This is a genomic window from Microbacterium sp. Clip185, assembly GCF_028743715.1.
GTDB lineage: Bacteria > Actinomycetota > Actinomycetes > Actinomycetales > Microbacteriaceae > Microbacterium.
Window position 1 is genome coordinate 2,020,151 of the sequence record NZ_CP117996.1, and the last position, 23,856, is coordinate 2,044,006.

21 protein-coding genes and 2 riboswitches are annotated in these 23,856 nt (G+C 69.4%); of the genes, 3 read left to right on the forward strand and 18 right to left on the reverse strand.

Annotated features, from left to right (window positions below):
- Position 1 precedes the first annotated feature (1 nt).
- The 7 genes from ddaH to PQV94_RS09840 form a co-directional block, all read right to left on the reverse strand.
- Positions 2-763, reverse strand: coding sequence for a dimethylargininase (ddaH, locus tag PQV94_RS09810; RefSeq protein WP_274285666.1), 762 nt, complete (start codon positions 761-763; stop codon positions 2-4).
- Between the two features lie 2 nt (positions 764-765).
- Positions 766-2,064, reverse strand: coding sequence for a citrate synthase (locus PQV94_RS09815; RefSeq protein WP_274285667.1), 1,299 nt, complete (start codon positions 2,062-2,064; stop codon positions 766-768).
- 167 nt (positions 2,065-2,231) lie between these two features.
- Positions 2,232-3,344: a succinyldiaminopimelate transaminase gene (gene dapC, locus PQV94_RS09820; protein WP_274285668.1), complete on the reverse strand. Its 1,113-nt coding sequence runs from the start codon at positions 3,342-3,344 to the stop codon at positions 2,232-2,234.
- 8 nt (positions 3,345-3,352) lie between these two features.
- The gene (gene fdxA, locus PQV94_RS09825) at positions 3,353-3,673 is read right to left on the reverse strand and encodes a ferredoxin (RefSeq protein ID WP_137417408.1); all 321 of its coding nucleotides are present in this window, start codon (positions 3,671-3,673) and stop codon (positions 3,353-3,355) included.
- 9 nt (positions 3,674-3,682) lie between these two features.
- Positions 3,683-4,060 (reverse strand): DUF6113 family protein, encoded by a 378-nt coding sequence (locus PQV94_RS09830; protein WP_274285669.1) that lies wholly within the window; start codon positions 4,058-4,060, stop codon positions 3,683-3,685.
- Between the two features lie 34 nt (positions 4,061-4,094).
- On the reverse strand, positions 4,095-4,409 hold the full coding sequence (locus PQV94_RS09835; protein ID WP_274285670.1) for an AzlD domain-containing protein: 315 nt from the start codon (positions 4,407-4,409) through the stop codon (positions 4,095-4,097).
- The gene (locus tag PQV94_RS09840; RefSeq protein WP_274285671.1) at positions 4,406-5,104 is read right to left on the reverse strand and encodes an AzlC family ABC transporter permease; all 699 of its coding nucleotides are present in this window, start codon (positions 5,102-5,104) and stop codon (positions 4,406-4,408) included. The genes PQV94_RS09835 and PQV94_RS09840 overlap by 4 nt, the downstream gene beginning before the upstream one ends.
- A 65-nt stretch (positions 5,105-5,169) precedes the next feature.
- On the opposite strand from PQV94_RS09840, the gene PQV94_RS09845 reads away from it, so the two are divergent.
- A complete protein-coding gene (locus tag PQV94_RS09845) occupies positions 5,170-5,718 on the forward strand; it encodes a helix-turn-helix domain-containing protein (RefSeq protein ID WP_274285672.1) in 549 nt (182 codons plus the stop codon).
- Between the two features lie 7 nt (positions 5,719-5,725).
- Here the strand turns inward: PQV94_RS09845 and typA are convergent, their stop codons facing one another.
- From typA to PQV94_RS09880, 7 genes are all read right to left on the reverse strand, one after another.
- A complete protein-coding gene (typA, locus tag PQV94_RS09850) occupies positions 5,726-7,639 on the reverse strand; it encodes a translational GTPase TypA (RefSeq protein ID WP_274285673.1) in 1,914 nt (637 codons plus the stop codon).
- 76 nt (positions 7,640-7,715) lie between these two features.
- Positions 7,716-8,102 carry a PH domain-containing protein gene (locus tag PQV94_RS09855; protein ID WP_274285674.1) on the reverse strand — a complete coding sequence of 129 codons (387 nt, stop codon included), beginning with the start codon at positions 8,100-8,102 and terminating at the stop codon, positions 7,716-7,718.
- A gap of 155 nt (positions 8,103-8,257) precedes the next feature.
- A complete protein-coding gene (locus tag PQV94_RS09860) occupies positions 8,258-9,928 on the reverse strand; it encodes a dipeptide ABC transporter ATP-binding protein (RefSeq protein WP_274285675.1) in 1,671 nt (556 codons plus the stop codon).
- Positions 9,925-10,875 carry an ABC transporter permease gene (locus tag PQV94_RS09865; RefSeq protein WP_274285676.1) on the reverse strand — a complete coding sequence of 317 codons (951 nt, stop codon included), beginning with the start codon at positions 10,873-10,875 and terminating at the stop codon, positions 9,925-9,927. Before PQV94_RS09865 ends, PQV94_RS09860 begins: the two co-directional genes overlap by 4 nt.
- Positions 10,865-11,794, reverse strand: a complete 930-nt coding sequence (locus PQV94_RS09870; protein WP_274285677.1) for an ABC transporter permease — start codon at positions 11,792-11,794, stop codon at positions 10,865-10,867. Before PQV94_RS09870 ends, PQV94_RS09865 begins: the two co-directional genes overlap by 11 nt.
- A gap of 171 nt (positions 11,795-11,965) precedes the next feature.
- Positions 11,966-13,588 (reverse strand): peptide ABC transporter substrate-binding protein, encoded by a 1,623-nt coding sequence (locus tag PQV94_RS09875; RefSeq protein ID WP_274285678.1) that lies wholly within the window; start codon positions 13,586-13,588, stop codon positions 11,966-11,968.
- Positions 13,589-13,782: 194 nt separating this feature from the next.
- A complete protein-coding gene (locus PQV94_RS09880; protein WP_274285679.1) occupies positions 13,783-15,528 on the reverse strand; it encodes an ABC transporter substrate-binding protein in 1,746 nt (581 codons plus the stop codon).
- Positions 15,529-15,659: 131 nt separating this feature from the next.
- Here PQV94_RS09880 and PQV94_RS09885 point away from each other — a divergent pair, with 131 nt between their 5' ends.
- Positions 15,660-16,490 (forward strand): CPBP family intramembrane glutamic endopeptidase, encoded by an 831-nt coding sequence (locus PQV94_RS09885; protein WP_443192683.1) that lies wholly within the window; start codon positions 15,660-15,662, stop codon positions 16,488-16,490.
- A 258-nt stretch (positions 16,491-16,748) separates the two neighbouring features.
- Positions 16,749-17,717 (forward strand): hypothetical protein, encoded by a 969-nt coding sequence (locus PQV94_RS09890; protein WP_274285680.1) that lies wholly within the window; start codon positions 16,749-16,751, stop codon positions 17,715-17,717.
- 154 nt (positions 17,718-17,871) lie between these two features.
- Here the strand turns inward: PQV94_RS09890 and gcvP are convergent, their stop codons facing one another.
- From gcvP to PQV94_RS09910, 4 genes are all read right to left on the reverse strand, one after another.
- Positions 17,872-20,685, reverse strand: coding sequence for an aminomethyl-transferring glycine dehydrogenase (gene gcvP, locus PQV94_RS09895; protein WP_443192723.1), 2,814 nt, complete (start codon positions 20,683-20,685; stop codon positions 17,872-17,874).
- A 53-nt stretch (positions 20,686-20,738) separates the two neighbouring features.
- Positions 20,739-21,119: a glycine cleavage system protein GcvH gene (gene gcvH, locus PQV94_RS09900; protein ID WP_274285682.1), complete on the reverse strand. Its 381-nt coding sequence runs from the start codon at positions 21,117-21,119 to the stop codon at positions 20,739-20,741.
- A complete protein-coding gene (locus PQV94_RS09905; RefSeq protein ID WP_274285683.1) occupies positions 21,116-22,312 on the reverse strand; it encodes an aminomethyltransferase family protein in 1,197 nt (398 codons plus the stop codon). Before PQV94_RS09905 ends, gcvH begins: the two co-directional genes overlap by 4 nt.
- Positions 22,313-22,351: 39 nt before the next feature.
- Positions 22,352-22,445, reverse strand: a riboswitch (glycine riboswitch).
- A riboswitch (glycine riboswitch) is annotated at positions 22,446-22,540 on the reverse strand.
- 55 nt (positions 22,541-22,595) lie between these two features.
- On the reverse strand, positions 22,596-23,780 hold the full coding sequence (locus PQV94_RS09910) for a MarP family serine protease (RefSeq protein ID WP_274285684.1): 1,185 nt from the start codon (positions 23,778-23,780) through the stop codon (positions 22,596-22,598).
- Positions 23,781-23,856: the final 76 nt, after the last annotated feature.

Consider the following 23,856-nt stretch of genomic DNA (forward strand, 5'->3'; position numbering starts at 1 on the left):
GTCAGTCGCGCAGCCGCACCGACAGACAGGTGACGCAGCCCTCGAGCTTCTCGAACTCGGTCACGGGGGTCGTGATGACCTCCAGACCTCTCTCCCGGAAGAGCGCGGCGGATGCGGGGGCGTCCGCTGACATGAGCACGGTGTTCTCGTCGAGCACGACGACCGCGGTGCCGTGCTCCTCGGGGACCGGCAGGAATGCGGGGAAGGCTGCAGGGTCGTCGACGAGCGGCGGATAACCGATGACGGTGCCGTCCGGAAGCGCGGTGACCGCGGACTTCAGGTGCAGCACCCGTGTCACGGGAACGCCGTGCACCGTCCAGCCACGCGGTTCGAGCATCGCACGCAGCTGCGCCACGGCATCCTCGTTCGTTCGCGCCGACAGACCGACGTAGACGGTGCGGCCGATCTTGAGCACGTCGCCGCCGTCGAGTGTGGCAGGGGCGACGATCTCCGCGGTCTCGAGTCCTGTCCGCACGGTGGCGGCTTCGATCGTCGGGCGCTCTCCTCGGCGCGAGTCGGCTCCGGCACGGCAGAGGACGGCCAGATCGCCGAAGACCACCACGGCGTCCTCGACGAACACCCCGTCCGCCTGTTCGTCAGCCTCGGCGACCGGCAGGATCTCCCACCCGTGGGCGCGGAACACGTCGACGTACGCCTCCCACTGCTCTCTCGCGAGCGTCGGGTCCACCGGCACGCGCTCCAGATGGGTGAGCTCCCCCTCGGCCAGCCGCGACGACGGAGGCCGCACGAGAAGTCGCGGCATCGTCAGCCCACGCCCGGGTAGTTGCGCTCGGGAGCGCCCACGTACAGCTGCTGAGGGCGGCCGATCTTGGTCTGCGGGTCCTGGTTCATCTCGCGCCAGTGCGCGAGCCATCCCGGAAGGCGCCCGATCGCGAACAACACGGTGAACATCCGCGTCGGAAAGCCCATGGCCTTGTAGATGACACCGGTGTAGAAGTCGACGTTCGGGTACAGCCGGCGCGAGATGAAGTAATCGTCGCGCAGGGCGATCTCCTCCAGCTCCTTCGCGAGATCCAGCAGCGGATCGCTCACGCCGAGCTCGGCGAGCACCTCGTCGGCGGACTCCTTGACGAGCTTCGCGCGCGGGTCGTAGTTCTTGTAGACGCGGTGGCCGAAGCCCATGAGCTTCACGCCGTCTTCCTTGTTCTTGACCCGTTCGACGAAGCGCTGCACGCTCTCGCCGGAGTCGCGGATGCGGCCCAGCATGTCCAGCACCGCCTCGTTCGCGCCGCCGTGGAGCGGACCGGATAGGGCGTTGATGCCGGCAGAGACGGAGGAGAAGATGTTCGCCCCGGTGGACCCCACGAGCCGCACGGTCGACGTCGAGGCGTTCTGCTCGTGGTCCTCGTGCAGGATCAGCAGGCGCTCCAGGGCGCGAGACATCACGGGGCTGATCTCATACTGCTCGCTGAGCACACCGAAGTTGAGCTTCAGGAAGTTGTCGACGAAGCTCAGCGAGTTGTCGGGGTACAAGAACGCCTGACCGACGCTCTTCTTGTGCGCATAGGCCGCGATCACGGGCAGCTTCGCAAGCATCCGGATCGTGTTGAGCTCGACGAACTCGGGGTTGTGCGGGTCCGACTGGTTCTCGTAGTAGGTCGAGAGTGCCGCGGTGGCGGCCGACAGCACCGACATCGGGTGCGCGGTGTGCGGCAGCGCGGAGAAGAAGCGCTTCAGATCCTCGTGCAGCAGCGTGTGACGCCGGATGCGGTTGTCGAAGTCCTCGAGCTCGCTGGCGCTGGGCAGTTCGCCGTAGATGAGCAGCCAGGCCACCTCGAGATAGGTCGAGTTCTTCGCGAGCTGCTCGATCGGGTATCCGCGATAGCGGAGGATGCCCTCGTCGCCATCGATGAAGGTGATCGCGGACTTCGTCGCCGCGGTGTTCACGAACCCGTAGTCGAGGGTCGTGTGCCCGGTCTGACGCGTCAGCGACGACACATCGATGCTGGGCGCACCATCCGTGCCCGTCAGCACAGGCAGCTCCGCGGTGTGCTCTGCGACGGTCAGACGTGCGGTCTTCTGCTGCGAGCCGGCTTCGGTCACGGCGCCTCCTTGCGATGGATCGTCGGCGAAAGGTGGGGATCCTCGGTCGCCGGTGGCGACCTGCCCGGGCACGCTACGTGTCGGCGCGCCCCTGCGATTACAGCCTAGCCGGGGCCGGGGCCTACGGTGACTGACGCCAAAGGAATGAGAGATTCGTAGGAGAAGATCTACGAGCTCGCGGCGGTGAGACGTGCCGCAGCCGCGGCGATCCGCTCATCCGACGCCGTCAGGGAGAGCCGGATGTGCTGGCGGTGGTGCGGTCCGTAGAAGTGCCCGGGACCCGCGAGAATGCCGAGCTCGGCCAGGGCGGCCATGCTGTCCCAGGCGTCCTCACCGCGCGTCGCCCACAGATAGAGACCGGCCTCGCTGCGGTCCACGCGGAAGCCGGCGGCCTCGACGGCGGGCTTCAGCACTGCGCGCCTGGCGCCGTAGCGCTCCTTCTGGGCGGCGACGTGCGCATCGTCGCCCAACGCCGCCACCATCGCGGCCTGCACGGGTGCCGGCAGCATGAGACCGAGATGCTTGCGCGCCGTCAGCAGCCGCGCGACGAGCGCGGGATCGCCCGCGAGGAAGGCGGCACGATAGCCGGCGAGGTTGGACTGCTTGCTCAGCGAGTAGACCGACAGCACGCCTGACAGATCGTCGGCGACCACGGCGGGATTCAGGACCGACGGCACGGGGGCATCAGCCCACGGTTCTTCCCACCCGAGTTCGGCGTAGCACTCGTCGGACGCCAGGACCGCGCCGAGCTCTCGGGCACGCTCACGCGCACGGCGCAGCTCCGCGACGCTCCACACGCGTCCGTCCGGGTTGCCGGGAGAGTTGATCCAGACGAGCTTGGTGCCCTCCGGCCAGGATGCGGGATCGTCCTCGGCCACCGGAGTGGCACCGACCAGGCGTGCACCGACCTCGTACGTCGGATACGCCGCCACCGGATGCACGACGGTGTCGCCCGCGCCGAGCCCCAGCAGCAGCGGAAGCAGCGCGACGAGCTCTTTCGAACCGACGGTCGGCAGCACGTGAGGGGGCGTCAGACCCACGACACCGCGGCGCCTGGCGTACCAGTCGACGATCGCCTCGCGCAGCGGGGGCGTGCCCACGGTCTGCGGGTAGGCATGCGCGTCGGTCGCGGCGGCGAGGGCGGCCCCGACGACCGCCGGCGTGGGATCGACCGGCGAGCCGATGGACAGGTCGACGATGCCGTCAGGATGCCGCCGCGCGGTCTCGGCGTACGGTGCGACGGCGTCCCAGGGGTAGTCGGCGAGATCGGCGACGCTCATCTAGGCGATCACTCGCCCTGCGGCGGCAGCTCGGCGATGACCGGGTGATCCTTGTGGATCACGCCGACCTTTGCGGCGCCGCCGGGCGAGCCGATGTCGTCGAAGAACTCGACGTTGGCCTTGTAGTAGTCCTGCCACTCTTCGGGGAGGTCGTCTTCGTAGTAGATCGCCTCGACGGGGCAGGCCGGCTCGCACGCTCCGCAGTCCACGCACTCATCGGGGTGGATGTAGAGCGAGCGATCGCCCTCGTAGATGCAGTCGACGGGGCATTCGTCGATGCAGGCGCGATCCTTGACATCGACGCACGGAAGGGCGATCACATACGTCACGGGATCAGTCTAGTTGGCCTCGGCTGTTCGTCGGGGCGTACGCGGCCATGCCACGACGATGGCGGCGATCAACGGGACCGCCCCCATCCAGATCAGCGCGAGCGTCTCGTGCTCGACCGTGAACAACACGGACCCGCCCGTCGAGGGCTGGGCGAACACGTAGGTGATGACCATCATGCCCAGCGCCGCAGCGAGGGTCGTCCACCTGTCCCCCGTCAGCAGCCGCACGGCGATCAGCAGTGCGCCCGCACCGATGACGCCGAGGAGGAGCCCGATCGGCACCGGTCCGATGAATGCCGCGTGAGCGAAGGATCCGGCGGCGCCGTAGACGATCCCCACGACCAGAGCGATCACCCAGGCGGCGATCCGAGATGCAAGCGAGCCCACCCCGGGATCCTAGTCGCCGCGGGTGTGAGTCTTCTCAGGCGGCCCAACCCGCCAGACGAAGCAGAGCCGCGACGGCCGCCGCGATCACCACCACGACCAGGAACGGCGCCCGCAGCGCGAGCAGCCCCGCGGCCACCAGCAGCGCGGGCAGACGCGCATCGACGACGATCGCCTGGCCCGCCCCCAACGTCTGCACGGCGACGAGCGCACCGAGCAGCGCCACGGTGAGCAGATCGGCGATGCGCGCGGGCCGGGGAGCCTCGACGAAGCGCGTCGGGATGGCGTAGCCCACGGCTTTCAGGGCGAGGCAGATCACGGCGGCCAGCAGGACCGCGTTCCAGAGCGTCATGATGCCCCCTTCGCCACAGGGCGATCGACCCATCCGACGACGATTGCCACGAGGGCCGCGATCAGCACGGGAACGCCCGGCATCAGCGCGGGCGTGAGCACGGTCGCCACCACGGCTGCCGCGATTCCCACAGCGATGGCCTGCCGGCCCGCCAGTCGCGGCCACAGCAGCGCGAGGAAGGCAGCGGCGGCCGCCGCATCCAGTCCGTACGCGCGCGGGTCGCCCAGCACGTCCCCCAGCAGCGCCCCCGCGAGAGTGGAGATGTTCCAGCCGATGTAGATGCCGACACCCGTGACCCAGAAGCCGAGCGACCGGGCGCGGGTGTCCTTCTGAGCGAGCGAGACCGCCGTCGACTCGTCGATCGTGAACCCGGCCGCGGCCATCTTGCGCCAGAGCGCGTCGAACTGCGGCGACAGCCGCATGCCGTACGCGACGTTGCGCACGCCGAGCAGCGCCGCGGAGGCGATCGCCGCGGGTGCGGCGGCGATCCCACCGGCAGCGATCACGCCCACGAAGGCGAACTGCGAGCCGCCGGTGAACATGAGCAGGCTCAAGACGCACGTCTGCCACACATCCAGACCCGCCGCGACCGAGAGGGCGCCGAAGGAGATGCCGTATGCGCTCGTCGCCAGAGCGACCGCGAGGCCCTGCCGCACCGCACGACGGCCGGCGTCGGGCGCGCGGTCCTCATCCATCCCCACATGATGTCCGCAGGATCTGGTGTTCGTCAAACCGAACGGTCGTGCACCATACTGAACGCATGGAGGCCCTCGGTCCACGCATCGCCCAGTCGCTCCGCCGTGAGCGGGAGCGCAAAGGGTTCAGCATCTCCGAGCTGGCGCGGCAGGCCGGCGTAGGAAAGGCCACGATCTCGCAACTCGAGTCGGGCGCCGGAAACCCGAGCGTGGAGACGCTCTGGGCGATCGCGACCGCCCTTGGGGTGCCCTTCGCGGTCTTCGTCGAAGAGCCCGACGACGGCCCCCGGCTCATCCGCGCACGCTCCGGCGACGGCATCCGTGCGGCCGACTCTCCCTACAGCGCCCTGCTGCTCGCGGCCGGCTCACCGCAATCCCGTAGCGACCTCTACCTGCTGCGTGCTGAGCCGGGCGAGCCGCGTCGGTCACTGCCGCACGCCCTGGGAACCGTCGAGCACGTCGTGCTCGTCACGGGTCGCGCTGCGGCAGGCCCCGCGGACTCCCCCATCGAGCTCGCGCCGGGCGATTACCTCCGGTATCGCGGGGACGCGCCTCACGTCTTCGAGGCGCTGACCCGCGACACCAGCGCGGTCCTCGTCTCCGAGGTCCGCTAGATCACGTTCAGGCGTTGGCGTCCTGGCGCTTCAGCCGGGATGCGGCGCGGCCGCGCTCGGTCGCGTCGAGCACGACCTTGCGGATGCGCACCTTCTCGGGGGTCACTTCGACGCATTCGTCGTCGCGCGCGAACTCGAGCGACTCCTCCAGGGTCAGCACACGAGGCGGCGTCATCGACTCGAAGGAGTCGGAGGTCGACGAACGCATGTTCGTCAGCTTCTTCTCCTTGGTGATGTTGACGTCCATGTCGTCGGCGCGCGAGTTCTCGCCGATGACCATGCCCTCGTAGACCTCCTCGGTCGGCTGCACGAAGAAGCTCATCCGCTCCTGCAGCGCGATCATCGCGAAGGGCGTGACGACACCCTGGCGGTCGGCGACGATCGAGCCGTTCTGACGCGTCGTGATCGAACCCGCCCAGTCGTCGTACCCGTGCGAGATCGCGTTCGCGATACCGGTGCCGCGCGTGATCGTGAGGAACTCGCTGCGGAAGCCGATGAGGCCGCGGGAGGGGACGATGAACTCCATGCGCACCCAGCCGGTGCCGTGGTTCGTCATGTTGTCCATGCGGCCCTTGCGAGCGGCCATGAGCTGTGTGATCGCGCCGAGGTGCTCCTCGGGGGCATCGATCGTCAGGTGCTCGAAGGGCTCCTTGAGCTTGCCGTCCTCGCCGCGCTTGGTGACGACCTGAGGCTTGCCGACGGTGAGCTCGAAGCCCTCGCGGCGCATGTTCTCTACGAGGATCGCCAGCGCCAGCTCACCGCGGCCCTGAACCTCCCAGGCGTCGGGGCGGCCGATGTCGACGACCTTGAGCGAGACGTTTCCGATGAGCTCGCGGTCGAGGCGGTCCTTCACCATGCGGGCCGTGAGCTTGTGCCCCTTGACCTTGCCCATCAGCGGTGAGGTGTTCGTGCCGATCGTCATCGAGATGGCGGGATCGTCGACCGTGATGGCCGGCAGCGGGCGGACATCCTCGGGGTCGGCGATGGTCTCACCGATCGTGATGTCCTCGAAGCCCGCGATGGCGACGATGTCGCCGGGGCCGGCGGACTCGGCCGGGAAGCGCTCGAGCGCCTTCGTCTTGAGCAGCTCGGTCACGCGCGCGTTCGAGTGCGAGCCGTCGTGGCGCACCCAGGCGACGGTCTGGCCCTTCTTGAGGGTGCCGTTGAAGACGCGCAGAAGAGCGAGACGACCGAGGAACGGGCTGGAGTCGAGGTTGGTCACCCACGCCTGCAGCGGCGCCTCGTCGTCGTAGGACGGCGCCGGCACGTGCTCGAGGATCGCCTCGAACAGGGGCTCGAGGTCTTCGTTGTCGGGCAGCGAGCCGTTCTCGGGACGCGTGCGCGACGCGGCACCGGCACGACCGGAGGCGTAGACCACGGGGACGTCCAGCAGCGCGTCGACATCGAGGTCGGGCACGTCGTCCTGCAGGTCGGATGCGAGTCCGAGCAGCAGGTCGTGGGCCTCCTCCTCGACCTCGGCGATGCGCGCGTCGGGGCGGTCGGTCTTGTTCACGAGCAGGATGACCGGCAGCTTCGCCTCGAGCGCCTTGCGCAGCACGAAGCGGGTCTGGGGCAGCGGCCCCTCGGAGGCGTCGACGAGCAGCACGACGCCGTCGACCATCGACAGGCCGCGCTCGACCTCGCCGCCGAAGTCGGCGTGACCCGGGGTGTCGATGACGTTGATCGTGATCGGGGTGTCGGTGTGGATGCCGTTGTACGTGATCGCCGTGTTCTTGGCGAGGATCGTGATGCCCTTCTCACGCTCCAGGTCGTTGGAGTCCATGGCGCGCTCTTCGACGTGCGCGTGTTCACCGAACGAGCCCGTCTGACGGAGCATGGCATCGACGAGAGTCGTCTTGCCGTGGTCGACGTGGGCGACGATCGCGACGTTACGCAGATCGGAGCGGAGGGCGCGCGCCATACAGGTTTCCTTGCAGTGAGGGAGGGTGACCCGGGACTCCGGGCCCCTCAGTCTACCGCAGGCGGCGGTGAGACGGTCAGCCGGCCTGGACCACAGCCACCGCGACGCCGGCCCAGACCAACAGGGCGATGACAGACACGAGCGCCGGGAGGTCCCACATCCGTCGAACCGAAGCGGGAACCGCGGTCGATGCTCTGGCGGCGCGCCAGTCCTCGATGAGACGCTCCGCGTCAGCCGAGCCGGCCGCCGGGCGATCACCGGCGCCAGCGCGGCGAGAGCCGCTGCGGGCCGAAACAGGTCCGCCGTAACAGGTGATCGTACGCCCCTCAGTCGTCTCGACCACGACCTGATAGCGCATGCGGATATCGGCGACAGCGGAGAACGGGATGCGCGTGACGCGCAGGAAGTTCTGCACGCGCAGTCCGTCGGCGGAGCTGACGATGCTCGACGCGAACAGACCCACGTAGATGCCCCACAGCGCGAGCAGGACCCAGGGCGCGAGCAGGAGCGCGCTGACGATCCCGGCGCGGATCAGTGCGTCGCCGAGGAGGAAGGCGGCGGCGACCGCCGAGATGATGATCCCGACGGTCGCCGACGTCGACCGATAGACGGTGCGGTTCAGTTGCCGCCTCCGAGCGGGATCGTGGCGCCAGGGATCGCCTCGAGGAGACGCCGGGTGTACTCCTCGGCAGGGTTGGCGAAGATCTCGTCGACCGTGCCCTGCTCCACGATGCGCCCCTTCTCCATGACCGCGACCATGTCGGCGGCCACACGCACGACCGCGAGGTCGTGCGTGATGAAGAGGTAGGTCAGCTCGAGCTCGGACTGCAGCTCCGCGAGCAGCTGCAGGATCTGGTCCTGCACCAGCACGTCGAGCGCGGACACCGCCTCGTCGAGCACGACGATGTCAGGCTTGAGCGCGAGCGCACGGGCGATCGCCACGCGCTGACGCTGGCCGCCGGAGAGCTCGTTCGGGTAGCGGGTCGCCAGCTCCTGCGGGAGCGAGACCTGGTCGAGCAGCTCACGCACGCGCTCACGCCGCGACGCGGCGTCGCCGACCTTGTGGATCTCCATCGGCTCGGCGATCGTGTTACCGATGTTGCGCAGCGGGTCGAGAGAGCCGTACGGATCCTGGAACACCGGCTGCATCCGCCGGCGAAGCGCAAAGGCCTGCCGGTTGGAGAGGCTCGCGATGTTGGTGCCGTCGATCTCGATGGATCCCGCGGTCGGGTCCTCGAGCTTCAGCACCATCTTGGCGACCGTGGACTTTCCTGATCCGGACTCGCCCACGAGGGCGAGCGTCTTTCCGCGCGGGATCTCGAACGAGACCCCGTCGACGGCACGGAAGGCTTCGCTGCGGAAGCCGCCCTGGCGGATCTTGTACTCCTTGGTCAGATCCGTCACGCGGATCGCGGGGGCCAGACCCTCGATGTCCTCGGTCGTCTCGATGCCCCGACGCTCCGCGCTCGCCTGGATGCGCTGCGACGCGAGCGAGGGAGCCGCCGCGACGAGACGCTGCGTGTAGGGGTGCAGCGGGTTCTGGAGGATCTCGCGGCTCGGTCCCGACTCGACGATCTCGCCGTTCTGCATGACGATGATCTTCTCGGCGCGCTCTGCAGCGAGTCCGAGGTCGTGCGTGATCAGCAGCACCGAGGTGCCCTTCTCCCGCGTCAGCTTCGCCATGTGGTCGAGGATGACGCGCTGCACGGTCACGTCGAGCGCAGAGGTCGGCTCGTCGGCGATGAGCAGCTTCGGGTCGGCGGCGAGGCCGATTCCGATCAGCGCACGCTGACGCATACCGCCCGAGAACTGGTGCGGGTACTGGTGCAGGCGCTTGGCCGCATCCGCGAGTCCCGCCTGCTGGAGAACCTCGATCGCCCGCTGGGTGACCTCATTGCGGCCGGTGGCGATGCCGTTCGCACGGATCGCTTCCTTGACCTGGAAGCCGATCGACCAGACCGGGTTGAGGTTGGACATCGGGTCCTGCGGCACGTAGCCGATCTCGCGACCGCGCAGACGCTCCATCTGGGTGCGGCTGAGGCCGGTCAGCTCTCGCCCGTCCAGCGTGATGCTGCCCTGGGTGACGTGACCGGTGCCGGGGAGCAGGTTCACGACGGCGGAGGCCGTGGTGGACTTGCCCGATCCGGACTCACCCACGATCGCGACCGTCTCGCCGGGGAACACGTCGAGGTTGACGCCGTGGAGCACCTCACGGCTGCCCGACTGGGTGTCGAAGGCGACGCGGAGGTTGCGGATGCTGAGCAACGGGGTTGCGGCGCTCTCGCTCATCGGCGGGCCCTCGCTCTCGGGTCGAGGGCGTCGCGGATCAGCTCGCCCAGGAGGATGAACGCGAGGACGGTGAGCGTCAGCGCGATCGACGGGTAGATGAGCGCCATGGGAGCGATACGCAGCGACTGCTGCGCCTCGGAGATGTCGCGGCCCCATGACATGACCTCGGGACCGAGGCCGACACCCAGGAACGCCAGCGTCGCCTCGGCGACGATCGCCGCGGCCAGGCTCAGGGTCGAGATGACCAGCAGCGGCGCGATCGCGTTGGGGACGACGTGCGAGAGCATCGTGCGGAAGCGCGACTGTCCCAGAGCGCGGGAGGCGGTCACGAAGTCCGCCTGCCTGACCCTGAGCACCTCGGCGCGCACGACACGAGCCGTCGACGCCCACGAGAATCCACCGATCGCGATCGCGAGCGTGAAGACGTTGCGGAAGTCCGCGAAGACGCTCATCACGACGACGGCAGCCAGGATGTAAGGGATCGAGAAGAAGATGTCGCCGACGCGCGAGAGCAGCGAGTCGAGCCATCCGCCGTAGAAGCCGGCAAGCGCACCCATGATCAGACCGATCGAGGAGCCGATGAGGGTGGAGAGCAGACCGACCGACAGCGACGTGCGCGATCCCCACACGATGCGCGCGTAGATGTCGCATCCCTGGAACGTGAACCCGAGCGGGTGGCCGGCGGCGGGGCCGCCGTTGCTGTTGGACAGCTGGCAGTCGTCGTTCGGCGGGGTCTGGGTGAACAGCGTCGGCCACACGGCCATCAGCAGGATGAAGGCCACGACGGCCAGCGAGATCCAGAAGGTGGGACGCTTGCGCAGGTCGCGCCAGGCATCCCGCCAGAGGCTGGAGGGCTTCTCGTCGGCGATGCGGACGGCGTCGACCGTCAGCGACGCGTCCTTGACCTCGGCGACGAAATGCGTCGGCAGTTCGGAGTTACTTGACATAGCGGATCCTCGGGTCGAGCAGACCGTAGAGCAGGTCGATCACCAGGTTGACGAGAACGTAGATGATCACGAAGACGGTGACGAACGACACGATCGTCGGGCCCTCATGACGCAGCGTCGCCTGGAAGAGCGTGTTGCCGACGCCGGGGACGTTGAAGATCGCCTCGGTGACGGTGGCACCCACCAGCAGCACACCGAAGTTGGTGGCCGAGTTGGTGATGACCGGGATGAGCGAGTTGCGCAGCACATGCACGGGGATGACGCGGCGACGCGGCAGTCCCTTGCTGTACGCGGTGCGCACCCAGTCCTGGTTGAGGGTGTCGATGACCGAGCCGCGCATGAGTCGCATGCTCGTGGCGTAGAGGCTGAACCCCAGCACCAATGCCGGCAGCCACAGGTCGCCCCAGTTGTTGTTCCCGCCCACGGTCGGCTTGAACCAGCCGAACTGCAGGGCCAGGAAGTACTGCGCGAGGAAGGCCAGAACGAAGATCGGCATCGCGACGAACAGCAGCGAGATGACCAGCGCGACGTTGTCGAAGATCTTGCCCTTACGCAAGGCCGACACGGTGCCGATGATGATGGCGAGCGTGAACTCGATGGCGATGGCCATCACCGCCAGTCGACCGGTCACCGGCAGCGTTCGGGCGAGGACGTCATTGACCGATTGGCCCGAGAACGTGTTGCCCAGGTCTCCCTGGAAGATGCCGGTGATGTAGTAGAAGTACTGCACGATGAACGGTTCGTTCAGGTGGTACTGCGCCTCGAGTGCGTCGATGACCGACTGGCTCGGCGTCTTGTCGCCGAACAGAGCCAGGATCGGGTTTCCCGGCATCGCGAAGACGAGGAAATAGATGAGCAGTGTGGATCCCAGGAAGACCGGGATCACCTGCAGGATGCGTCTGAGGATGTAAGCGAGCATCCTCTCTCCCTCCGAGAAAGTGGCCGAGGAGTATCCTCGCACGATCGGTGCGCGAACCCCTCGCCCGACGAGAGACCGGCGCCGCGCGGGTGACGCGGACGCAGGTCTCTGGACAGGCCGCGAGGCGGTGACGAGATCGTCACCGCCTCGCGGTCGCGATCAGAAGAGCTATCAGCCCTTCGTGATCTGGTAGTACAGCGGAACCGAGTTCCAGCCGAACACGACGTTCTGAACCGTGTCAGCGTACCCGCCGTTCACGTTCGAGTACCACAGCGGGATGGCGGGGAGGTCCTTGAGCAGGATCTCCTGAGCCTTCTCGTAGTCGGCCGTGGCTGCGTCGACGCTGTCAGCAGCGGCGCCGGACGCGAGCAGCTTGTCGAAGTCGGGGTTCGAGTAGTCGCCGTCGTTCGAGCTTGCGCCGGTCTGGTACAGCGGGGCCAGGAAGTTGTACAGACCCGGGTAGTCGGCCTGCCAACCGGTGCGGAACGCCGTGGTGATCGTGCGGTTGGTCACCTCGGTGCGCAGCGAAGCGAAGTCGACGAACGGAGCACCGGACGCATCGATGCCGAGCGTGTTCTTGATCGAGTTCGTGGTCGCGTCGACCCAGGCCTGGTGGCCGCCGTCGGAGTTGTACGCGATCTGGAACGTGCCGCTCCAGGGCGAGATCTTGTCGGCCTCGGCCCACAGCTCCTTCGCCTTGTCCTGGTTGTACTTGAGCACGTCAGCGCCCTCGAGCGAGTCGGACCATCCACCGATGACCGGCGACGAGAAGTCGCTGGCCGGCGTACGCGTGCCGTTGAAGATGGTCTTGGTGATCGCGTCACGGTCGATCGCGAGCGACAGCGCCTCGCGACGCAGCTTGCCCTCTTCGCCCGAGAAGTGCTCGAGGCTCTCCGGGATCGTGAACGACTGGAAGATCGCGGCGGGCTGGTTGACCGCGCGCTCGCCCAGGTCGGACTCGAAGGTCGCCTGTGCGCTGGTGGGGATCGCGTCGAGGACGTCGAGGTTGCCCGACTGCAGGTCGGCGTAGGCGCCGTCCAGGTTGGCGTAGAAGACGATGTCCAGGCCACCGTTCTTGGCCTCGCGGCCACCGGTGTAGGCGTCGTTCTTCACGAGGTTGATCTCGACGTCGTGCTGCCACGCGCCCTCGCCGGCCAGCTTGTACGGACCGTTGCCGATCGGGTTCTCACCGAACGCGGCGGGGTCCTCGAAGGCGACCTCGGGAAGCGGGTAGTACGCCGAGTAGCCCAGGCGCTGCACGAAGTCGGCGGCGACGGGGTTGGAGAGCTTGATCGTGAAGGTCGTGTCGTCGACCTTGGTCAGACCGGTGAGCTCGGAGTCGGTCTCCTCGCTGTAGCCCTCGATGTCGGAGAACCAGGAAGCGTTCTTCTGAGCGTTCGACTTCAGCGCGCCGTAGTTCCACGCCTTGATGAAGCTGTCGGCGGTGACGGCCTCGTCGTTGCTGAACTTCTGGCCCTCCTTCAGCTTCACCGTGATGGTGTTGGCGTCGTCGACCGTGATCGAGTCGGCGACATCGTTGACGATGTTGCCCTCGCCGTCGTAGTACGCCAGGCCCGCGTAGATCGAGTCGACGATCTTGCCGCCGCCGGTCTCGTTCGTGTTGGCCGGGAAGAGCGGGTTCTCCGGCTCCGAACCGTTGACCTTGATGATGGCACCGGCGTCGCCACCGGCAGGGGTCGGCTCGTCCGAGCCGCCGCTCGCGCAGCCGGCGAGGGCGAGTGCCCCGATGCCGGCCAGCGCCACGCTCGCGAGAGCGATCTTGCTGCGCTTCACTATTCCTCCTGGGAAAGGGATGATGCAGGCACGACGAGCTGTGAAGGCATCGTGCCGCGGATACCGAAACACTAAGCACGAGCCACGGCTTGGTCAAAACGACCGCGCGAATAGTTACACACCCTTAACGAACCCCCGGGCGAACCGAGCAGATTGCTCAAGCCCGCCGAGGATGGGCGGCCGGACGGCCGGAACTACTCCCCGCGAGCGGTTGCGGCCCCGCGGTCGGGCTGCCAGCTCGCGAAGGTGGAGAGGATGCGGTCGGCGGACGCCGGCGCCGGCGGGCCCCCGAGCGCGTCGGACCACACGGTGAGCTGCGGCACCGCGAACAGCGGGAGCGCCCATGCCGCATCGGACACGGCGTCATCCAGTTGGGACAGCAGCTGATCGCGCCGCGACCGGTCCAGGCTCGACGACGCGTCCACGACCAGCGCGTCCACCGTCTCGTCGCTCCAGCCGTACACGTTCTGCGCCGCCGCGGTGTGGAACACCGTCGCCGCCGCCACGGTGGACGAGGGGTCGGGGCTCCACGCGAACAGGGCGGCGTCGTACGCATCCGGCTGCTCGCGGAGCACACGTTCCCAGTCCGGCGAGGAGACGTCGACGAGGGTGACGCCCGCCCGCGAGGCGGACTCGGACATGAGGGAGAACTCCGCGGCACGGCGCGCGTCGCCCGCGGGGTACAGCACGCGAACCGTCAGCCCGGCCGCATCCGCCGCTTCCCCGGCAGTGCCGTCCGGTGCCGGAGAGGGCGACGCGGCGGGCTCCGACTCCGTGGCGTCGATCATGCCGTGGCGCAGGGGCTCATCGGCGAGGAGGGGGTGCACGAGTTCGTCGAGCATCCTCTGGCGCGGAACGGTGTCCAGGAATGCGGCGCGGGCTCGATGCGCGCGCTCCGGATCGCCGCCGTACGAGGCCGGGTCGAACACTCCCCCGCCCGCAGTCTGGAGATCGAGATGGTCGAAGGGCTCGCCGCTCGACACGCGGGAGCCGCCCGCTGCTCCCGCCGCGTCGACGAGACTCTCCTCCGCTGCCGCCGCTGTCAGATCAGCCTCGCCGCCGGCCACGGCCGCGACGCGCTCTGCCGGGTCGGCCATCGCGCGCACCCGCACGCGTTCGATGCGCGCGGCACTCTGATGATCGGCGGCGACGAGATCGATCGCCCCGCCGTCATCGGCGATGCGTGCGATGTCATAGGCGCCCGCCGTGACCCGCGCCGCATCCGGGACGTCGCCATCGAGACGGAAGTCCTCGCGGAAGGCGCGGGAGACGGGCGCGAGCCAGTCCAAGTCGCCTGCCTCGACGGCGTCGGTGAACGCTGTCTTCGCCGCTGCCGGATCCTCGTAACGCCCCGGATAGGCGAGCTCGACCAGCGCGTGGGCCGCGACGGGCGGCGCGTCGAAGGCGCTCTGCCAGTCGGCATAGGGAGTGTCGTACACCAGGGTCAGGCTCCGGCCGTCGTCGCCGACCTCGGGCACCGCTGAGACGAGGTCGAGGCCCTGACCGGCGCCGGCGCCCGCGTCCCAATGCGTCTCGCCCGCAGCATCCGTGCGGTGCGTCGTGCGCGCGGCCCACATCAGCAGCAGGTCCGCGGCGTCGACCGTCGCGCCATCGGACCACGTCGCCGAGCCGTCGAGCGTGTAGCGGACGGTGAGAGGGTCGCTGGAGAGTACCCGGACGTCTCCGAATCCTTCGTTCGCCGAGCGGGTGCCGTCGACCTCCCGCTGCCAGAAGCTGCCCGAGGTCAACGCCGAGAGATCGCGATCGGCGGCGGTGTCCTGACCCACCACGAGCGGGTTGAGCGAGGTCACGGGCGCCGCCGTGGCGACCGTCAGAGACGAGCCGGGCAGGACCCGGTTCCCCTCGGGCGCGCAGGCGACCACCACGCCCGCCAGCAGACCGATCAGAGCCAGGGTGGTCACGAGCGCGCGACGCCGCATCCGTCCTCCTTCTCCGCAGCGATCGTGGTGCCGCTCGCGGTCGTATGCGTAAGCCGCACACACCCTATGCGCGCAATCTGAGCGCTTTCGAAAGCGGGTTCGGCCCGCATCCGCTATGCCAAGCTGATCGGATGACGACCCTGTCCGCGCGCGAACCGTTCTGGCGCACCGTGAGGGCCTTCGATCCGCCGCGATCCACGGGGTTCGCCCTGTTGCGCATGCGGTGGGAGATCTGGCTCGTCCTGGCCGTGACGGTCGGGAAGTCCGCGCTGTACTCGGTCCTCTCCTTCATCCGCACGCTGCAGCGCTCGCTGCAGGAGAACCAGGCGATCTCCTCGCAGCAGACGCAGCTGAATCCGGCGCGCGACGCCGAAGCGCTGTGGGACGCGCTCTACCAGCTGCTCGACATCTTCTTCTCGATCGCGCTCGTCGCACTCGTCGTCTATCTGCTTTGGGAGCCGGGCAAGAACGCGCTCCGGCGGATCGGCCTCGATTTCCGCCGCTTCGGCGGCGACCTCGGGCTCGGCGTCGCGCTGATCGCCATCATCGGCATACCCGGGATCGCCCTCTACGTCGCCGGTCGCCTCGCGGGCATCACTGTCGGCGTCGTCGCCTCCCCGTTGGATGCGGCCTGGTACACCGTGCCGCTGCTGCTGCTCTCGGCCGCGCGCGCCGGCCTCACCGAGGAGGTCATCTTCCTCGGCTACCTCTTCGATCGCCTGCGCCGTCTCGGATGGGGATGGTGGTCGATCATCCTCGCGACAGCGGCCCTGCGGGGCGCGTACCACGCCTACCAGGGCGTCGGTTCGGTGGTCGGCAACTTCGCGATGGGCGTCGTGTTCGGCTGGTGCTACCGGCGATGGGGACGCGTGATGCCCCTCGTGATCGCCCACACCCTCATCGATGTGTTCGCCTTCGTGGGCTACCCCCTCGTGGCATCCCTCTGGCCCGGGATCTTCTAACCCCCCTCCCCCCTCTGATCCCGCACCTTCCCCCCTCTCATCCCGCGAGACTGCATTTCGAGCACGAGATCACGGGTAATGACAGTGATCTCGTGCTGAAAGTGCTGTCTCGCGGGATCAGGGGGTGGTGGGGCGCCGCTGCAGGGGTGGGCGGGGGCAGCGGCGACCGGGCCTGCACAGCCCGGGATGTGCGGGGTGTTGCGCACGGATGCGGGAAGCGCCGCATCCGGGAGCCGTCCACTCGCGCACGGTGGGGCGATGACCCAGCCCATTCCGCTGCGCAGCGGCGCTCAGCTGCTGCCCTCTCCCGCGCCGCTGCTGCGCGCGCACGACATGCACCGCCCCGACCTCGCGCTGCGACGCGGCGACATCGTACGCGTGCTCCGCGGCGTGTACGCCCCGGCGCTCGCGTGGCAGACGCTGCCGCCCTGGGATCGCTACCTCACCCGGGTGCACGCCGTGGCGCTCCTGATGCCGGATGCAGTCTTCGCACTCGAATCGGCCGCCGCGCTGCGCGGCATCCCACTCGTCGGCGAAGCCGCGGAGGTCCATGTCCTCCGCGGCGCAGAGGGCACATCGCGCCAGGCGGAGAGGGTCCGCGTCCACACGTGCCGGGGCGGCGTGGAGGTCACGGGCGAGGGCGGGATCCTCACGACCGGCCCCATCGAGACCGCCGTGGCGCTGGCACGGGTGAGAAACCCTGCGCTCGGTCTGAGCATCGCCGACGCCACCCTGCGCGCGCATCCGGATCTCAGCCCCGAGGTCCTCGTGGCGCACAATGAGCTCGCGCCCTCGAGCCGAGGCCGCAGACTCGCGCGCTGGGCGCTTCATCGCGCCGACCCGAGGGCCGAGACGACGCTGGAGTCGCTGAGTCGCGCGGCCATCGAATGGCTGGGCTTCGCTGCGCCCGAGTTGCAGTGGCTGGTGCGCGGCGGCGCGGCCGTCGCCGACCGCGCCGACTTCGCCTGGCCCGACATCGGAGCCGTCGGAGAGGCCGATGGCCTCCTCAAGTACGACGGGCGCTTCGGCGATCCCGTCCGTGCGGTGCAGGACGAGAAGCGGCGGGAGGACCGCATCCGTCGTCGGGTCCACGGCTTCGCCCGCTGGGGATGGGCCGATGTCCGCGAGCCCGAGCGGCTCGGCGCGATCCTGGATGCGGCAGGTGTCCGCCGCGAGCGCGCACCCGACGCGCTGGCCCTGCACGCCCTCGCCCGCCTCCTCCGCTGACCGTTACTTCCGTACCGCCCCGGCTCCAAGCACGCGGCCCTCATCCCGCGAGACTGCATCTTCGGCACGAGATCACGGGTAAACCCAGTGATCTCGTGCTCGAAATGCAGTCTCGCGGTTCAGGAAGGGCAAGGAGGGACGAGCCGCTGGCGCGTCAGGCGAAGGCCTCCGGGGGCGGGCAGGCGCACACGAGATTGCGATCACCGTAGGCGTTGTCGATTCGGCGCACGGGCGGCCAGTACTTCGTGCGCACGAGCGTCGGCACGGGATACACGGCCTCCTCGCGCGAGTACGGATGCGTCCACTCGCCGCCGATGACCGACTGCGCGGTGTGCGGAGCATTGACCAACGGGTTGTCGGCGGCCGGCCAGCGCCCGGCGCCGACCTGCTCCGCCTCGGCCGCGATCTGGATCATCGCCTCGATGAAGCGCTCGATCTCGCCGAGGTCCTCGGACTCGGTGGGCTCGACCATGAGCGTGCCCGCGACGGGGAACGACATCGTCGGTGCGTGGAAGCCGTAGTCGATCAGCCGCTTGGCGACGTCGTCGACCGTGATCCCGGTGCGCTCGCGCAGCGGGCGGAGGTCCAGGATGCACTCGTGCGCCACGAGCCCGGCTTGGCCGGCATACAGCACCGGGAAGTGCGCCTTCAGGCGGTGGGCGATGTAGTTCGCCGAGAGCACGGCGGCTCCGGTCGCCTCACCCAGGCCCGCAGCGCCCATCATGCGCACGTAGGCCCACGAGATGGGAAGGATGGATGCCGAGCCGTACGGCGCTGCCGAGACCGGACCGCCCTCGAACACGAAGCCGCCCGCGTGGTCGGCGCGCTGCGCCAGCGGGTGCGACGGGAGGTAGGGCGCGAGGTGCGCCTTGGCGGCGACGGGGCCGACGCCCGGGCCTCCCCCGCCGTGCGGGATGGCGAAGGTCTTGTGCAGGTTCAGGTGCGAGACATCGCCGCCGAGGTCGCCGAATCGCGCGAAACCGAGCAGCGCGTTGAGGTTGGCGCCGTCGATGTACACCTGCCCGCCCGCGTCGTGCACCGCCTGCGTGATGGCGAGCACCTCGTGCTCGTACACGCCGTGCGTGGACGGATAGGTGATCATGAGGGCGCCCAGCTCGTCCGCGTGCTGCGCGATCTTGGCGTGCAGGTCGTCGAGGTCGACGTTGCCGGCCTCGTCGCACGCGACGACCACCACCCGCATCCCCGCGAGCACGGCGGATGCGGCGTTCGTGCCGTGCGCGGACGACGGGATGAGGCACACGGTGCGCTGGGCGTCGTCGTTCGCGAGGTGGTAGCCGCGGATGGCGAGAAGCCCCGCCAACTCCCCCTGCGAGCCGGCGTTCGGCTGCAGCGAGACCGCGTCGTAGCCGGTGACCTCGGCGAGCCAGGTCTCCAGCTGCTCGATGAGCGCGAGGGTCCCTCGCACATCCGCCTCCGGCGCGAAGGGATGCACGCGGGAGAACTCGGGCCACGAGACCGCCGCCATCTCGGTCGCGGCGTTGAGCTTCATGGTGCATGAGCCGAGCGGGATCATGCCGCGATCGAGCGCGTAATCACGGTCGGCGAGCGTCTTGAGGTAGCGCATCATCGCCGTCTCCGAGCGGTGCGCGTGGAAGACGGGATGCGTGAGGAACTCGTCGCGGCGGTGGAGGTCGGCCGCGACGCCGGCCAGGGGCGCTGCGCCCTCGACGTCGAACGTCGTCTCGTCGGGCAGGCCGAACGCGGCGGTCACCGCGGCCAGGTCGGCGGCCGTGGTCGTCTCGTCGACCGAGATGCCCACCGTCGCCTCGTCCGCGAAGAACAGCTGGTACCCGAGGCGCCGGGCACGTTCGATCACGCGCTCGGCGGTGCCGGGAACGACCACGCGCACGGTGTCGAAGAACGCGTCGTGCACGACCTCCAGCCCGCCGGCGCGCAGCGTCTCGGCGAGCGCCTGAGCCTTCCGTGCCACATCGGTGGCGATCGCACGCAGACCCTCGGGACCGTGGTAGACCGCGTACATCGCGGCCATGACGGCCAGCAGCACCTGCGCGGTGCAGATGTTGGATGTGGCCTTCTCCCGACGGATGTGCTGCTCGCGCGTCTGCAGCGCGAGTCGGTAGGCGGGGTGACCCGCCGCATCCTGCGAGACGCCGACCAGGCGTCCGGGAAGTTGGCGCTCCAGCCCCGCGCGCACGGCAAGGTAGCCCGCGTGCGGTCCGCCGAACCCGAGCGGTACGCCGAAGCGCTGCGTGGTACCCGCGGCGATGTCGGCGCCGAATGAGCCGGGCGAGCGCAGCAGGGTGAGCGCGAGCAGGTCGGCGGCGACCACGACGAGCCCGCCCTGCGCCTGCACGGCGGCGACGAGCTCAGTGGGATCCCACACGCGGCCGCTCGCGCCCGGGTACTGCACGAACGCGCCGAAGACCGCGGCGGATGCGGCGTCCGGCTGCCAGGTGCGGGTGTCGATCTCGCGGATCTCGATGCCGACGGCGGCAGCGCGGTGGTGCAGCAGCGCCTTGGTCTGGGGAAGCGCGTCCGCGTCGACCAGGAACACGTCGGAGGCGGACTTCGAGGCGCGGCGTGCGACCAGCATCCCCTCGACGACCGCCGTCGCCTCATCCAGCATGGAGGCGCCCGCCGTTGCGAGCCCGGTGAGGTCGGTCACCATGGTCTGGAAGTTGATGAGCGCCTCGAGCCGGCCCTGCGAGATCTCGGGCTGGTACGGCGTGTAGGCGGTGTACCAGGACGGGTTCTCGAAGACGTTGCGTGCGATGACCGCCGGGGTGAAGGTGTCGTAGTAGCCGAGGCCGATCATCGCCCGCGCCGGACGGTTCGCGTCGGCCAGCGCGCGCAGCTCCGCCAGAGCCTCCGCCTCGGTCGCGGCGTCCGGGATGCTGGTGCTCGCGCGCGGCGCCGCGTGGATGGATGCGGGAACCGCCGTGCGCACCAGCTCGTCGACGCTGGCGTAGCCGAGCGCGTCGAGCATGTGCCGCTGCGCGGCCGCATCCGTTCCGATGTGGCGCTGGGTGAACGCAACGCTCACGCGGCGCCCTCGATGAGCGCCTCGTAGGCCGCGCGGTCGAGCAGGGGCGCGCTCTCGCCGTCAAGTTCGATGCGCACGAGCCACGCGCCGTAGGGATCGGCGTTCACGAGCGAGGGGTCGGAGTCGACCTCGCCGTTGACCTGGATGACGCGTCCGCTGAGGGGGGCATACAGCTCGCCGACCGACTTGGTCGACTCGATCTCACCGCAGACCTGCCCGGCGACGACCGGGGCGTCGATCGCGGGAAGGTCGACGAACACGACGTCGCCGAGCTGCTCGGCGGCGTGATCGGTGATGCCGAAGGTGGCGACGCCGCCCTCGATGAGCACCCACTCGTGCTCGGCGGTGTAGGACAGCGTGGTCGGATCGACGGTCATTTCTTCCTCCGGTAGAAGGGCGGTTCGGTCACGGTCGCGGGGATTCGCGTGCCGCGTACATCGATGAACAGGTCTGTGCCGATCGCGCTCCGTTCGCCGTCGACATAGGCGAGGGCGATCGGGTGCCCGAGGGTCGGGCTGAGCGCGCCGCTCGTGATCTCGCCGACGACGGCGCCCTCGGTGTCGAGGACGGGATAGCCCGCTCGCCCGGCGCGCTTGCCCTCCGAGACGAGGGCGACCAGGACACGCGCGTCGGATGCGGGCTCGGTCGCCCCTTTTCCGATGAAGGCGTCCTTGTCGGCGGCGACGACGCGTCCGAGGCCCGCCTGCGCCGGCCGCACGTTGCGGGTCAGCTCGTGTCCGTACAGCGGCATCCCCGCCTCGAGGCGCAGGGTGTCGCGGGCCGCGAGCCCCGCCGGGACGAGCCCGAACGGCTCGCCGGCCACGAGGAGGGCGTCCCACAGTTCTGCGGCCGCGTCGGCGCGTACCAGCAGCTCGACGCCGTCCTCGCCCGTGTAGCCGGTGCGCAGGATCAGCACCGACTCCCCGGCGAAGTCCGCGGTGCGCACGCTGTAGTAGCCGAGCTCGTCGAAGCTCCACGGCGTGGGCGCATCTCCCTGGCGGCGCGCCGGTTCGGCCAGTTCCAGGTTCGGCAGCGCTTCAAGCACGGCGATCGCCGCCGGGCCCTGGAGCGCCAGAAGCGCGGTCACATCGGAGGCGTCTTCGACGGTGACGTGGACACCCGGGATGAATCCGAAAGACCCGTCGGCGCTCACCGCGGGAGCGGGCGGCGTGAACGAGGCGCGCGCGTCGGCAAGCGCCGCAGCGACGGCATCGTGGTTGCCGGCGTTGGCGATCACGATGAACCAGTCGTCGGCGAGACGGTAGACGATGACGTCGTCGACGATTCCTCCGTCGGGGGCGAGCACGAGCGAGTACTTCGCCTTGCCGAGCCGCATGCTCGAGTGCCGGGCGGCGAGCGCGTAGTCGAGGAACGCCCCCGCGTGCGCGCCGGTCACGAGGAACTCGGCCATGTGCGAGATGTCGAAGAGCCCCGCGGCCTCGCGCACCGCGCGGTGCTCGGCGAGGTCGGACCCGTAGCGCACGGGCATCAGCCATCCGCCGAAGTCGGTGAAGGCGGCCCCGGCCGCCTCGTGGCGGTCTCGGAGCGGGGTGGAGCGTGGATCGGTCATGAGTTCTCCCGGGTGGATGCGGGTAGGCGAGGGCCTGAGAACTCCCCCTCTGTCATGGGCCTGAGAGTTTCGAACACGCACAGCGCGATCTTTCACCGTCGGCGGATCCGCGAGGATCGCTTTTCAGAGTCGCCCGACCGGGGCGGTACGCGTACCTGAGAGATTGGCGGGGAGGCTTGCTCCTTCGGTGCTCGGACAAGATCTCCGAGGCTCTCCCGCACCGGTCGTGGGGCCGATATTCACGTTGTCGGGCCAGCATAGCCCGCCGCACCCGCGCGAGCGATCAGGGCACGCAGGCGCCGGAGCCGACCGCATCCGTCAGGGTGGGCGCTGCCTCAACGACCGGGGCGAGCTCGGTCGCGGTGGATGCGTAGCCGATGTCGGAGCCGTCGTCGGCGCGCGCGAAGACGATGCCCACGACCTCGCCCGCGGCGTTCAGCAGCGGTCCGCCGGAGTTGCCGGGGCGCACCGTCGCCGCCAACGCGTAGACGTCGCGCTGATCGCGTCCCTGGTCGTAGATGTCGGGGACGGAGGCGACCCCCACGGTCTGCACGGTGGCGCTGCCCATCGTGAACGGGCCGCCGTAGGGGTACCCCTGCACGACGGCGGCGGCCCCGGGGCCGAGATCGGCGCCGATCGGCAACGCGGCCGCATCCAGATCGTCCACGGCGATCAGGGCGAGATCCGCCGTGGCATCGACGTACACGACGCGTCCCTCGCGCGCCGCTCGCCCCGGCAGCTCCACCATCGGACGCTCGACGCCCGCGATCACGTGGGCGTTGGTCATGACGCGATCGGGCGCCACGACGAAGCCGCTGCCGGTGAGGTTGCGTCCGCAGGAGTACGCCGTCCCCGCGATACGCGCCACCGACTGGGCCGCCGTGCTCAGCGCCGGATCGTCGAGGTCGACGGGCGGCGCCGTCTCGGTGGGGGCGGTGAGCTCTCCGAAGAGCGCACCCAGCTGCGGGAGACCGTCGTCGAGAACGCTCGAGCGAACCTGCGCCAACGCCTCGTCGACGGGGCGGGGCGTGATCGTGTCGATCGTGCGCAGCACGGCGGAGGAGGCGAGCGCCGAGGAGACGAAGGGGATGCCGAGGGCCGCGACGCTCTGCCCGACCAGCGAGAGCACGAGGGCTGCGACGACCGTCATCGCCCCCGCGCCCAGCACACGGTCGACGCCTCGCAGACGGATGCGGGTCGCTCCCCGGCGCAGCGCCCGTCCGAGCGCGCCGCCGAGCGACGCTCCGAGCACGAGAAGCCCGACGGCGACACCCAGGGCTGCCCAGCCGCGCCAGGCCGCGTCGGGAACCCAGCGGGAGACCACGGGCACCAGCCACCATGCCGCGACCGCTCCGAGCACGAGTCCGGCGATCGTCCCGAGGCTCGCCAGAAGCCCCCGCCGCCATCCCTGGATCAGCACGATGACGAGTATCACGACCAGCAGGATGTCGATCACGATCGGCGGCATGCGGTCAGCGTAAGCCGCCGTGCTGACAGCGTCCCGCGAGCAGGCGTGGGCGGCGGTGGATTTTACTTCTGGTCGC